The sequence below is a fragment of the Vibrio sp. SSH13-20 genome (genome assembly GCF_040104475.1).
Lineage (GTDB): Bacteria > Pseudomonadota > Gammaproteobacteria > Enterobacterales > Vibrionaceae > Vibrio > Vibrio harveyi.
Window position 1 is genome coordinate 382,676 of sequence record NZ_JBECOU010000005.1, and the last position, 13,451, is coordinate 396,126.

Here is a 13,451-nt window from a genome sequence, read left to right on the forward strand (position 1 = left end):
TTATTATGACGAAAACCACTCCTAACCTTGCTAAGTTGATAGCGACGGATTTGGTTACCGTCGGTCGCTGGTCGTTGTTGTTGATGATTTTGATCTTCGCAACCGCAATGGGAGTGGTGTTTGCAACCCACCATGCGCGTCAAGCGATCACTGAAAAAGATCATACATTGGTTGAGCGGGAGCGATTGGACAGCGAATGGCGCAACCTAATGTTGGAAGAAACAGCTCTCGCAGAACACAGTCGCGTTCAAGACTTGGCAAAGAAGGATCTTGAAATGAAACGACCAGATGGCGATAAAGAAGTGGTTATCACGCTAAAATGATTGGAAAGAAAGCCAAATCTAAACAAGGAAATACGCGCAAGTCTGCTGCAAAAGAAAAGAAAGTTTCTGCAGCAAAACCGCAACCCACCAAAGAAACAAAAGAAACAGAAGTAACGGCAGAACCAGAGTCATTTTTGATTCGCTGGCGTTTTCACTTGCTGCTGTTTTTTGTCTTCTGTGCCTTCGCTCTTCTCGTTGGGCGCGTGGCTTACATTCAAATCATCGAGCCAGACAACCTTATCAAGCAAGGTGATCTTCGTTCTATCCGTGTAAAAGCCATTCCTTCCGCGCGTGGGATCATCTCTGACCGTAACGGTGAACCGCTGGCAGTGAGCGTACCGGTAGAAGCCGTTTGGGCAGACCCGAAAACCATCTTTAAAGAAGGCGCACTGCAGCAAACTAAAAGTTGGTACGCACTTGCAGACGTGCTTGGCTTAGATCGCCAAGGTCTGATTAACAAAATTAAGAAGAACGAATCCCGCCGTTTTATTTACCTTCAACGTCAAGTAAGTCCAGCGATGGCGAACTACATTCGAGAGTTAAAGCTGCCGGGTGTGGGGTTGAAATCCGAATCTCGTCGTTACTATCCCGCTGGTGAAGTTAGTGCCCATTTAGTCGGTGTAACAGGCATTGATGGACATGGTTTAGAAGGTGTTGAACGTAGCTACGATGAATGGCTGACTGGCGCTGCGGGTAAGAAAACCATTCGTAAAGACCGTTATGGACGTGTCGTCGAGAACATTGCTTTGGAAGAGAAGCAAGAAGGTAAGCCGCTGCAACTGACCATTGATCAAAGACTGCAAGCCATCGCGTATCGCGCAATTAAGCAAGCTGTAGCCGATCACCGTGCAACTTCCGGCTCAGCAGTAATGCTTGATGTAAAAACAGGTGCTGTGTTGGCGATGGTGAATGCGCCATCTTATAACCCAAATAACCGCAGCGACTGGCAAAGCTACAAGATGCGTAACCGAGTTATTACCGACTCAATGGAGCCTGGTTCGACGATTAAGCCATTCGTGATCTTAGCCGCTTTAGAAAATGGTGTGGCGGACAAAGATACGATCGTCGATACCGGAAATGGCATTCTTCAACTCGGGGGTAGCCGTGTTCGTGACGTGTCCAAAGTAGGTAAAGCAAGCCTGACCAAGATTTTGAAAAAATCGAGTAACATCGGTGTGACCAAGCTTGCGATGCGAATGCCAGTGGAAGCGTTATTGGGTTTGTATAGCTCTGTTGGTTTGGGCGAATTGTCCGGCTTGAACTTGGTTGGTGAGGTGACCGGTATTTTCCCAAGCCGCTCTCGTTGGTCTCCTATTGAGCGAGCAACGATTTCTTTTGGTTACGGCTTATCCATCACGCCAATTCAGCTTGCTCATGCGTACGCGACGCTAGGCAACTTAGGAAAATACGAACCAATTCATATTATCGAAAGTAACGATAACGATATGTCACGCCAAGTGGTGAGCAAAGAGCATGCTCGTCAAGTGTTAGATATGCTAGAGACGGTAACACAAAAAGGTGGTTCAGCTCGAAGAGCGGCTGTTCCAGGTTACCGAGTCGGGGCAAAAACCGGTACGTCACGTAAAGCGACAGCAGGTGGCTATAGTGATGAATACATTACGTATACCGCTGGTCTTGCGCCTGTGAGCGACCCGCGAATTGCGTTGGTAGTGATTGTGAATGAGCCACAAGGTGATGATTACTACGGTGGTTCAGTAGCGTCTCCTGTCTTTTCTGAAATCATGAAAGGTGCGCTGCAAATCTTGAATGTTGCCCCTGACGAAAATAAATTCCAACAGTAGGCTTATAAGTCTGCTAAGAAACAAAATGAAGAAAGCTGAGCGCATGCTCGGAGAACATATATGACTAAAGCCATCAGTATGGACACGCTGCTTTCCACTTGGGTAGATTGCCCTAGCTTGTCCTCTATCCTTGTCTCTGAATTGGAACTCGATAGCCGAAGAGTTCAATCTGGTACCACGTTTGTTGCCATTATCGGTCATGTTGTCGATGGACGTCAGTTTATCCCAACAGCAATTGAACAAGGAGCGAACGCGGTTATCGCTCAAGCCTGTGATGTAAAAGCGCATGGCTCGATTGAGATCATTAACGACGTACCAGTTGTTTATCTTGATGCATTAGACAAATGCTTATCTCAAATTGCGGGTCAGTTGTACCACTATCCAAATATGGAGCTGATTGGTGTCACAGGCACGAACGGAAAAACCACCATCACTCAACTGATTGCTCAGTGGATTGATTTAGTCGGTGCAAAAGCAGCGGTTATGGGTACAACGGGCAATGGTTTCCTTGATAACCTGCAAGAAGCAGCAAATACAACGGGCAACGCCGTTGAAATCCAAAAGACACTTGCTTCCCTCGCTGAACAAAAAGCGCAATACACTGCGCTTGAGGTTTCTTCCCACGGTCTGATTCAAGGTCGTGTTAAGGCTCTGTCTTTCGCTGCGGGCGTATTTACTAACCTAAGCCGAGATCATCTAGACTACCACGGCACTATGGAAGAGTACGCTAAAGCTAAACTTACCCTATTTACAGCCCATCAATGCGAACACGCAATCATCAATGTAGACGATGTAGTCGGTGCAACTTGGGCGAAGCAGCTTCCTAATGCTCTAGCCGTATCACTCAAACCAACGACAGATTTTGCGCATACAGTGTTTGCTAATCATATTGCTTATGCAGAATCAGGCATTACGATTGAGTTTAGCGGCAAGTTTGGTGAGGGCACATTACATGCTCCGCTGATCGGAGAATTTAATGCAGCGAACCTAATGTTGGCATTTACAACGTTGCTTAGCCTAGGTTTCGATAAACAGAGCTTGCTTGCAACGGCTGCACAGTTGCAGCCTGTACTTGGTCGAATGGAACTGTTTCAAGCGGAAGAGTGCGCGAAAGTGGTTGTGGATTATGCTCATACACCTGATGCTTTGGAAAAAGCGCTGCAAGCGCTTCGTGTTCATTGCCAAGGTAATCTTTGGGCTATCTTCGGTTGTGGGGGCGATCGTGATGCTGGAAAACGCCCAATGATGGCGGAAATTGCTGAGCGTTTGGGTGATAAAGTGGTTCTGACGGACGACAATCCACGCAGTGAAGATCCGGCTCTTATCATGAAAGATATGCTGGCAGGGTTAACTAAGCCAGCTGATGCTATTGTGCAACACGACCGCTTCAAAGCACTGTCTTATGCACTTGAAAATGCCTCTTCTCAAGACATTATTCTTCTGGCTGGTAAAGGTCATGAAGACTATCAAGTTCTAAATTCTGGAACCATTCACTACTCTGACCGCGAGTCAGCCATGACATTATTGGGGCTTTGATCATGATCACCGTAACGCTTTCTCAAATTGCTGAAATCACAGGTGGTGAATTGGTTGGCAATGACGTTGCCATCGAATCTGTTTCTACTGATACTCGCACAATCGACCTAGGAGCACTATTTGTTGCTTTAGTCGGTGAGCGTTTTGATGCTCATGATTTCTGTGAACAAGCCGTAGAGTCTGGTGCTGGGGCACTATTGGTGCAAAAAACACATAATGTGAATGTGCCTCAAGTTGTTGTTGCTGATAGTAAGATAGCATTGGGCGAAGTTGCTGCGTGGGTTCACCAATCATGTCAAACACCAACGGTTGCGATCACTGGAAGTTGTGGAAAAACCACAGTAAAAGAGATGGTCGCAAGCATCTTACAATTGAAAGGTCAGGTGTTATTTACTGCGGGTAACTTTAATAATGACATCGGCGTTCCGCTGACACTATTACGTTCGCAAAAAAACGATGACTACGCTGTGATTGAGCTTGGAGCAAACCACATTGGTGAGATTGCTTATACTACTCAATTAGTTAAACCCGATATGGCCCTTGTTAACAACGTAGCTGCAGCACACCTTGAAGGCTTTGGTTCGATTGATGGAGTGAAGCAAGCAAAAGGAGAGATCTACCAAGGGCTTTCCGCTGGTGGCGTTGCGATTGTGAACTTAGACAGTCATGGTGAAGCTAAGTGGGAGGGGGTTCTCGCTGATAAGAAGGTGATTACTTTCTCACAAAGCAACACAAACGCTGACTTTTATGCGACAAATATCGTGATGAACGCCGCAGGTGAAGCAAGCTTTGACTTACATATCGCCGCAGGTTCACAAGAAATTGAACTGTCGCTGGGTATTATTGGTCAACACAACGTGTCTAACGCAATTGCCGCTTCTATCATTGCACTGCAAATGGGAGCGACCTTAGAAGAGGTTCGAGCTGGTCTTAAGCATCTTAATAAAGTTAAAGGTCGTGTCGAAGTGGAAGAGCTGAGCGACAAGATCAAACTGATTGACGACAGCTACAACGCAAGTGTTCCCGCAATGAAGGCTGCTGTTGATTTGCTAGCGGCATTTCAAGGACAACGTTGGTTGATTTTAGGCAATATGGCGGAGTTGGGTGAGGAAAGTCTTGCACTTCATCGTCAAGTCGGGGAACATGCTGCCCCACAAAAATTTGAACATGTTCTCACGTATGGTGCAGATGCAAGGGTTATTAGCGAACTCTGCGACGGCATCCATTTTGAGACACATCAAGAGATGATTGACTACATCAAGCAGCATCTAGACCAAGCTGCTCCTGAGCATCACACGATGTTGGTGAAAGGGGCGAACGGTGCACGTATGTTTGAAGTCGCTGCTGCTTTGAAGGAGTATTATTAATGATTATTTGGCTTGCCGAGCTGCTACAGCCATACCTATCTTTTTTCCGATTGTTTGAATACCTCTCTTTTCGAGCAATCCTCAGCGTATTAACCGCTTTAGGTTTATCCCTATGGATGGGACCTATCATGATCAAGCGTCTACAGATGCTACAAATTGGTCAAGTTGTCCGTAACGAAGGTCCAGAATCCCACTTTAGCAAGCGTGGTACCCCAACGATGGGCGGTATCATGATTTTGGCAGCTATTTCTATCACCATTCTTTTGTGGACTGACTTATCAAACCCTTACGTATGGGCAGTACTAACCGTGTTGTTAGGTTATGGTGCGATTGGCTTTGTCGACGATTATCGTAAGGTCGTTCGTAAGAACACCGATGGTTTGATTGCTCGTTGGAAGTACTTCTGGCAGTCGTTGATTGCATTTGTTGTGGCGTTTGCGTTGTACGCTTATGGCAAAGACACAGCCGCTACTCAACTTGTTGTGCCGTTTTTCAAAGACATCATGCCGCAACTTGGTTTCATGTACATTATCCTCACTTACTTTGTGATTGTGGGTACCAGTAATGCGGTAAACCTAACCGATGGTCTGGATGGCTTGGCAATTATGCCGACCGTTTTAGTCGCAGCCGGCTTTGCCGTGATTGCGTGGGCGACGGGTAACGTTAACTTCTCAGAATACCTCCACATTCCATATCTACCACACGCATCTGAGTTGGTAGTTGTATGTACGGCAATTGTTGGTGCGGGTCTTGGTTTCTTGTGGTTCAACACATACCCAGCGCAAGTGTTTATGGGTGATGTTGGTTCACTTGCTCTTGGTGGTGCGCTTGGTACGATCGCAGTACTTGTTCGTCAAGAGTTGGTATTGGTGATCATGGGTGGTGTGTTTGTAATGGAAACACTGTCGGTAATCCTACAGGTAGGTTCGTACAAGCTACGTGGTCAACGTATTTTCCGTATGGCACCGATTCACCATCACTACGAATTGAAAGGTTGGCCAGAGCCTCGCGTAATCGTGCGTTTCTGGATTATTTCTATGGTTCTTGTTCTGATTGGTCTAGCGACACTGAAAGTGCGTTAATCGCACTTTCCAAGAATAAGACAAATTGCGTGAGCAAATATGGAACGTTGGCAAAACATACATAAGGTTGTTGTTGTAGGGCTCGGTATTACCGGGCTCTCTGTCGTTAAACACCTAACAAAAACACAACCGCAACTAGCGGTCAAAGTCATTGATACGCGTACTAACCCTCCTGGGGCTGAACGCTTGCCTGAGCAAGTCGAATTGCACAGTGGCGGGTGGAATACTGAGTGGCTTGCAGAAGCTGACTTAGTTGTGACTAATCCCGGCATTGCTTTGGCGACACCAGAAATTCAAGTCATTCTTGCAAAAGGGACGCCAGTTGTTGGCGATATTGAACTCTTCGCTTGGGCTGCCGATAAACCTGTTATTGCGATTACTGGCTCTAACGGTAAAAGCACAGTAACGGACTTAACTGGTGTCATGGCGAAAGCCGCAGGTCTAACGGTAGGTGTCGGTGGCAATATCGGTGTTCCTGCTCTTGATTTGCTAGAGCAAGATGCAGATTTGTATGTCCTTGAATTGTCCAGCTTCCAATTAGAAACTACGTCGAGCTTAAAACTCAAAGCCGCTGCGTTTCTAAACCTTTCTGAAGATCACATGGATCGTTATGACGGCATGGCGGATTATCGACAAGCTAAATTGCGTATTTTCAACCATGCAGAACTGGCAGTTGTAAATCGAGATGACCAAGAGACCTTCCCTGATGTTGATATGCCGTTAGTGACATTCGGGAACGATGAGCAAGCTTACGGTCTTGAATTGGATGGCAATCGTACTTGGTTGCTCGATCATGGTCGGCGTGTCATTGCTAGTGATGAGCTAAAGCTGGTTGGTAAGCACAATTTAGCCAATGCTCTAGTCGTACTCGCACTACTTAAAGCGGCAGGTGTGGATTATCACAAATCATTGAATGCACTTAAAACTTACACGGGTTTGACACATCGATGCCAAGTGGTTGCGGATAATCGTGGCGTAAAATGGGTGAATGACTCAAAAGCGACCAATATTGCGAGCACTATGGCAGCGCTTTCTGGTTTAGAGTCGACGGGCAAACTGTACTTGCTCGTTGGTGGTGTTGGTAAAGGTGCGGATTTCACTCCACTAAAACCGATCTTCGCGACACTGAACCTGCAACTTTGCTGTTTTGGCGCTGATGGCGATGAATTTATGCCACTGCACGAATCAGCAACTCGTTTCGACACCATGGAAGATGTGATTCAACAGATATCTTCGCAGTTAAAAACGGGTGATATGGTGATGCTGTCTCCGGCATGTGCTAGCTTTGATCAATTCGACAACTTTATGGCAAGAGGTGACGCATTCGCAGCTCTTGTCGAGAAATACGCATAATTAAAGGTCACACACTTCGTGGGTTTAGGTAACGTTAAACGCAGCATTGGTATTTGGCTTAAGCATCCTGCACCTGAGGCGCTTTTTGATCGTCAGCTTGTATGGATTGCGTTGGGTTTGATGTTAACGGGGTTGGTGATGGTGACATCAGCATCATTTCCAATCAGCTCTCGTTTGACGGATCAGCCATTTCATTTCATGTTCCGTCATGCAACCTTTCTTGTACTCGCGATAGGTGTCTCTTCCGTAATTCTGCAAGTGCCATTAGAGCAGTGGTTTAAGAGAAGTCATTATCTTCTTTGGCTCTCTTTTGGGTTACTGATTGTTGTACTACTCGCGGGTAAGTCGGTGAACGGTGCATCGCGTTGGATTCCTCTCGGTCTGTTTAACTTGCAGCCTGCCGAAGTCGCCAAGCTCTCGCTATTTGTCTTCATGTCTGGTTATTTAGTACGTAAGCAAGATGAGGTCCGTCAGACTTTCTTTGGCGGATTTATGAAGCCAATCATGGTATTTGCCTTCTTCGCAGTATTGCTCTTGGGGCAGCCCGATTTAGGTACTGTGGTTGTAATGTTGGTGACCTTATTTGGCATGTTGTTCATTGCAGGGGCGAAGCTGACACAGTTCTTGGCTCTAATGATTGCCGGTATTGCGGCTGTTGTTGGCTTGATTTTGGTCGAGCCATACCGTATTCGTCGTGTCACTTCGTTCTTAGACCCTTGGGAAGACCCGTTCGGTAGTGGTTATCAGCTAACGCAATCTTTAATGGCATTTGGTCGTGGTGAGTGGTTTGGTCAAGGTCTTGGTAACTCAATCCAAAAACTTGAATACCTACCTGAAGCGCACACTGACTTCGTGTTTGCGGTACTGGCTGAAGAGCTGGGTTTTGTTGGTGTCGTGTTAGTGCTAATGCTGATTTTCAGCTTGGTGCTTAAAGCGGTTTACATTGGCAAACGAGCGTTCGAAGAAGGCGAAATGTTTGGTGGTTACCTCGCATTTGGTATTGGTATTTGGTTTGCCTTTCAGACGTTGGTTAACGTCGGCGCTGCTGCCGGTATCGTTCCAACCAAAGGTCTTACTCTTCCACTGATCAGTTATGGTGGTTCGAGTCTTATTATTATGTCCGTGGCGGTGTCTATCTTGCTGCGTATCGATCATGAATGCCGTTTAAAGCACGGCAAGAAAGAATCAGAACAACAAGTCGATGAAGAAAAATAAACGTTTGATGGTGATGGCTGGTGGTACTGGCGGTCACGTATTCCCTGGTCTAGCGGTAGCTAAGCAGCTACAAGAGCAAGGCTGGGAAATTCGCTGGTTGGGTACCGCGGATAGAATGGAAGCTGATTTGGTGCCAAAACACGGTATCGAAATCGACTTTATCAAAGTAAAAGGTCTACGAGGTCAAGGCGTTAAGCGTCTTCTTGCGGCACCATTTCAGATTATTAATGCCATCATGCAAGCTCGCACTCATATGAAGCGCTGGCAACCCGATGCTGTGCTGGGCATGGGCGGCTATGTCAGTGGTCCCGGTGGTATTGCGGCTTGGGTGAGCGGAATCCCTGTTGTATTGCACGAGCAAAATGCAGTAGCAGGTTTAACGAACCAATGGTTATCAAAAATCGCTAAGAAGGTTTTTCAAGCTTTCCCGGGCGCTTTTCCAAATGCCGAAGTGGTTGGTAACCCAGTTCGTGAAGACGTGACTCAATTAACCGCGCCAACCGAACGCATGCAAGAACGCCAAGGCCCTATTCGCATTCTGGTTATGGGTGGCAGCCAAGGCGCACGCATTCTTAACCAAACTCTGCCAGAAGTGATGGCGAAATTGGGTCAAGATTACATTATTCGCCATCAAGCGGGCAAAGGCGCAGCGGAAGAAGTCAACGCAGCATACCAAGCCAATGGCGTGGTGAATGCAGAGGTAACAGAGTTTATCGATGATGTGGCGCAAGCTTATGCGTGGGCAGACTTACTGGTTTGTCGCTCAGGCGCGCTAACGGTATCTGAAGTGTCTGCTGCTGGTGTGGGTGCTATCTTCGTTCCGTTTATGCATAAAGACCGTCAGCAAGCATTAAATGCAGATCACTTAGTGGATTGCGGTGCAGCGAAAATGATTGAACAACCAGATTTAACCGTTGAGTCACTGACTCAGCAGATCCAACAATTGGATCGACAAGCTTTACTTACAATGGCAGAGCAAGCGCGTGGCGCTGCAAAATTGAATGCGGACCGAGTTGTCGCACAAGCCATTGTCGCTTTGACCGAAAAGCGTTAACGAATTATTGAGAATAGAATTGATGACTATCCAACATACACAAGACTTAGCTCAGATTCGCGCAATGGTGCCAGAGATGCGCCGCGTGAAATCCATCCACTTCATCGGTATTGGTGGTGCGGGCATGAGCGGCATTGCAGAAGTGCTGTTGAACGAAGGCTACCAAATCACAGGCTCTGATTTATCAGAGAACCCAGTGACAGAGCGTTTAGTATCAAAAGGTGCGACGGTATTTATCGGTCACCAAGCAAGTAATGTTGAAAAAGCCAGTGTTGTTGTGGTTTCAACCGCGATCAACGAAGAAAACCCAGAAGTGATGGCAGCACGTGAGTTGCGTATCCCTATCGTGCGTCGAGCTGAGATGCTTGCTGAATTAATGCGCTTCCGTCATGGGATTGCTGTTGCGGGTACACACGGTAAAACGACGACGACTGCTCTAGTTACGCAAATCTATTCTGAAGCAGGTCTTGACCCAACATTTGTTAACGGTGGTTTAGTTAAGAGTGCAGGTACAAATGCACGCTTAGGTTCGAGCCGAATTCTGATTGCAGAAGCAGACGAAAGTGATGCTTCATTTTTACACCTACAACCTATGGTAAGCATCGTGACGAACATCGAAGCTGACCACATGGATACTTACGGTGGCGATTTCGAAACGTTGAAGCAGACATTCATCGATTTTCTTCACAACTTGCCGTTTTATGGTCAAGCTATTGTCTGTATTGACGATCCAGTCATTCGTGAGCTTATTCCACGTATTAGTCGCCAAGTGATTACTTATGGCTTCTCTGAAGACGCTGATGTGCGCATAGAGAATTACCATCAGGAAGGTCAACAGGGCAAGTTCACGGTGGTTCGCGAAGGTCGCGCAAACCTGGATATCACGCTGAACATCCCTGGTCGCCATAACGCATTGAACGCATCTGCAGCGATTGCGGTTGCTACAGAAGACGACATCAGTGATGAAGCGATCTTAAAAGCAATGGCGGGTACACAAGGTACAGGTCGTCGATTTGATCATTTAGGCGAGTTCGATACTGGTAATGGTCATGCAATGCTTGTCGATGACTATGGTCATCACCCAACAGAAGTGGACGTGACGATTAACGCAGCACGCAGTGGCTGGCAGGATAAACGTCTCGTCATGATTTTCCAGCCTCATCGTTATAGCCGTACCCGTGACTTATACGATGACTTTGCGAATGTGCTGGAGCAAGTGGATGTTCTGATCATGTTGGATGTATACGCTGCGGGCGAAAAACCGATTGCCGGCGCGGATGGACGTGCTTTATGCCGCACTATTCGTAGTCGTGGAAAGGTCGATCCAATTTTTGTCCCAGAAATCGAGCAATTACCTTCAGTTTTGGCTAACGTTATACAAGATGGCGACCTGATTTTGACTCAAGGCGCAGGTGATGTTGGTAAAGTTGCCAAGCAGCTTGCTGCTCTTGAATTGAATATAAATAAGATGCTTGGCTAACAATAGGGACGGGCGCAAAGTGCAGAGAAAGACCTAGATCTCGATTTTGCGTCAAGAACGTTGTGATTTATCACTATCAGTGTTTGATAGTTTACAAGAGCTCAGTATAATCCCAAGGTTAAAGTCAATGCTTTTGCCAATGTGTACTAACACGGTGAAAAGTACAGGACAAAAGTCAGGAAACGAAGACGTTGTTGAATATTGCACTGAATGAAGAGCGACTTAACACGGACAATAACCGTGGTCGTCAAGATAAAATCTTGGGTGCGCTATTTTTCTTTGTTGTGGTGACCTTAATTAGTTCTGTTTTGTACTCAGCGATCAGTTGGATGTGGGATGACCAAAGGTTACCTCTCTCCAAAATTGTACTTCAGGGAAAACTGGAGTATGTCACAGCAGACGATGTGCAAGCAGCGTTTGGACAAATTGATCATATTGGCACCTTTATGTCTCAAGACATTGATGTGTTGCAGCAAAGTGTCGAAGCCCTTCCATGGGTCGCGCATGCTGCGATTCGTAAGCAATGGCCAGACACGGTAAAAGTATTTTTGACAGAACATCAACCCGTTGCCATCTGGAATGGCAATGAGCTGTTAGATGCTAATGGCTTAGTATTTAATGGTGATGTTGGCCTGCTAAAGGAAGAAAAAGTTAAGTTATATGGTCCCAATGAGACTGGACCGGAAGTTTTGCAAACCTATCGCGATCTCCGTCCTAAGTTCCAAACGTTGGGGCTGGCTATTTCGTCATTAGTGTTAAACGAACGACGAGCTTGGCAGATCATCCTTGATAACGGTATTCGACTAGAGCTCGGTAAAGAGTCTCTGGATGAGCGGATAGAGCGCTTCTTTTTGCTTTATAACAAGCTCGGCAGTGACACTCAAAGAATCAGTTATATCGATCTTAGGTACGATACGGGAGCCGCAGTTGGTTGGTTCCCTGAACATGAGTTAGAACAAGAGAGTACGAATGACTAAGGCCGCTGATGACAACATTATTGTTGGTCTTGATATAGGCACTGCAACCGTATCAGCTCTAGTGGGTGAGATTCTACCGGATGGCCAAATAAATATTATTGGTGCGGGTAGCAGCCCTTCACGTGGCATGGATAAAGGCGGCGTGAATGATTTGGAGTCGGTTGTAAAATCAGTACAACGCGCAATTGATCAAGCTGAGTTGATGGCGGAATGCCAAATCAGCCGAGTATTTATTTCGTTGTCTGGTAAGCATATCGCAAGCCGAATTGAAAAAGGCATGGGCACCATATCTGATGAGGAAGTGTCTCAGGAAGATATGGATCGCGCTATCCATACTGCAAAATCGATTAAAATCGGTGATGAACAGCGAATCCTTCATGTGATTCCACAAGAGTTTACCATCGACTACCAAGAGGGCATTAAAAACCCACTTGGTTTATCAGGAGTGAGAATGGAAGTCAGTGTCCATTTGATCTCATGCCATAATGATATGGCACGCAATATTATTAAGGCTGTAGAACGTTGTGGTCTTAAAGTAGAGCAACTTGTGTTTTCTGGGCTTGCTGCAAGTAATGCAGTGATCACCGAGGATGAAAGAGAGCTTGGGGTTTGTGTGGTTGATATCGGTGCCGGCACGATGGACATTTCTATCTGGACCGGTGGTGCGTTACGTCACACTGAAGTATTTTCTTACGCAGGAAATGCAGTAACTAGCGATATTGCTTTTGCTTTTGGTACGCCAGTGAGCGATGCTGAAGAAATAAAAGTCAAATATGGCTGTGCCTTGAGCGAACTAGTCAGTAAGGATGACACGGTTAACGTTCCTAGCGTAGGTGGTCGACCTTCACGTAGTCTGCAACGTCAGACGTTGTCAGAAGTGATTGAACCACGATACTCTGAGCTTATGGGACTGGTTAACCAAACTATCGACTCTGTACAAGCGAAATTGCGCGAAGAGGGCATTAAGCACCATCTCGCTGCGGGTGTAGTTCTTACCGGCGGTGCTGCGCAAATCGAAGGAGTGGTAGAATGTGCGGAACGCGTATTCCGCAACCAAGTAAGGGTTGGCAAACCGCTTGAAGTCAGCGGGTTAACTGACTATGTAAAAGAGCCGTACCATTCTACGGCAGTTGGATTACTTCATTACGCAAGAGACATGCAGTCTAGCGACGATAGCGATTATAATGAACCTAAGCGCTCATCTGTTACTGGCTTTTTCGGTAAATTGCGTAATTGGATACAAAAAGAGTTTTAACCTGAGT

At 46.4% G+C, this 13,451-nt stretch carries 11 protein-coding genes; all 11 read left to right on the forward strand.

The window, feature by feature from the left end; all coding sequences use genetic code 11:
• Positions 1-5 precede the first annotated feature (5 nt).
• The 11 genes from ftsL to ftsA all read left to right on the forward strand — a co-directional run bounded on the left by ftsL (position 6) and on the right by ftsA (position 13,444).
• Complete coding sequence (gene ftsL / locus ABMY42_RS16935) at positions 6-323, forward strand: cell division protein FtsL (RefSeq protein ID WP_349266567.1); 318 nt, start codon at positions 6-8, stop codon at positions 321-323.
• A complete protein-coding gene (locus ABMY42_RS16940) occupies positions 320-2,125 on the forward strand; it encodes a peptidoglycan glycosyltransferase FtsI (protein WP_005447785.1) in 1,806 nt (601 codons plus the stop codon). Before ftsL ends, ABMY42_RS16940 begins: the two co-directional genes overlap by 4 nt.
• 60 nt (positions 2,126-2,185) lie before the next feature.
• On the forward strand, positions 2,186-3,661 hold the full coding sequence (gene murE, locus ABMY42_RS16945; RefSeq protein ID WP_050907500.1) for a UDP-N-acetylmuramoyl-L-alanyl-D-glutamate--2,6-diaminopimelate ligase: 1,476 nt from the start codon (positions 2,186-2,188) through the stop codon (positions 3,659-3,661).
• A 2-nt stretch (positions 3,662-3,663) separates the two neighbouring features.
• The gene (murF, locus tag ABMY42_RS16950) at positions 3,664-5,028 is read left to right on the forward strand and encodes a UDP-N-acetylmuramoyl-tripeptide--D-alanyl-D-alanine ligase (RefSeq protein WP_349266568.1); all 1,365 of its coding nucleotides are present in this window, start codon (positions 3,664-3,666) and stop codon (positions 5,026-5,028) included.
• Positions 5,028-6,110 (forward strand): phospho-N-acetylmuramoyl-pentapeptide-transferase, encoded by a 1,083-nt coding sequence (gene mraY / locus ABMY42_RS16955; RefSeq protein ID WP_005447790.1) that lies wholly within the window; start codon positions 5,028-5,030, stop codon positions 6,108-6,110. Before murF ends, mraY begins: the two co-directional genes overlap by 1 nt.
• A 39-nt stretch (positions 6,111-6,149) precedes the next feature.
• The gene (gene murD / locus ABMY42_RS16960) at positions 6,150-7,463 is read left to right on the forward strand and encodes a UDP-N-acetylmuramoyl-L-alanine--D-glutamate ligase (protein ID WP_050907502.1); all 1,314 of its coding nucleotides are present in this window, start codon (positions 6,150-6,152) and stop codon (positions 7,461-7,463) included.
• Positions 7,464-7,481: 18 nt separating this feature from the next.
• A complete protein-coding gene (gene ftsW, locus ABMY42_RS16965; protein ID WP_009697607.1) occupies positions 7,482-8,678 on the forward strand; it encodes a cell division protein FtsW in 1,197 nt (398 codons plus the stop codon).
• Positions 8,665-9,732: an undecaprenyldiphospho-muramoylpentapeptide beta-N-acetylglucosaminyltransferase gene (gene murG / locus ABMY42_RS16970; RefSeq protein WP_045490788.1), complete on the forward strand. Its 1,068-nt coding sequence runs from the start codon at positions 8,665-8,667 to the stop codon at positions 9,730-9,732. The genes ftsW and murG overlap by 14 nt, the downstream gene beginning before the upstream one ends.
• Before the next feature lie 22 nt (positions 9,733-9,754).
• Entirely contained in the window at positions 9,755-11,212 is a 1,458-nt protein-coding gene (gene murC / locus ABMY42_RS16975) for a UDP-N-acetylmuramate--L-alanine ligase (RefSeq protein WP_005447797.1), read from the forward strand.
• A gap of 191 nt (positions 11,213-11,403) precedes the next feature.
• Positions 11,404-12,189: a cell division protein FtsQ/DivIB gene (locus ABMY42_RS16980; protein WP_009697609.1), complete on the forward strand. Its 786-nt coding sequence runs from the start codon at positions 11,404-11,406 to the stop codon at positions 12,187-12,189.
• Positions 12,182-13,444 (forward strand): cell division protein FtsA, encoded by a 1,263-nt coding sequence (gene ftsA / locus ABMY42_RS16985; protein WP_005447800.1) that lies wholly within the window; start codon positions 12,182-12,184, stop codon positions 13,442-13,444. Before ABMY42_RS16980 ends, ftsA begins: the two co-directional genes overlap by 8 nt.
• Positions 13,445-13,451 lie beyond the last annotated feature (7 nt).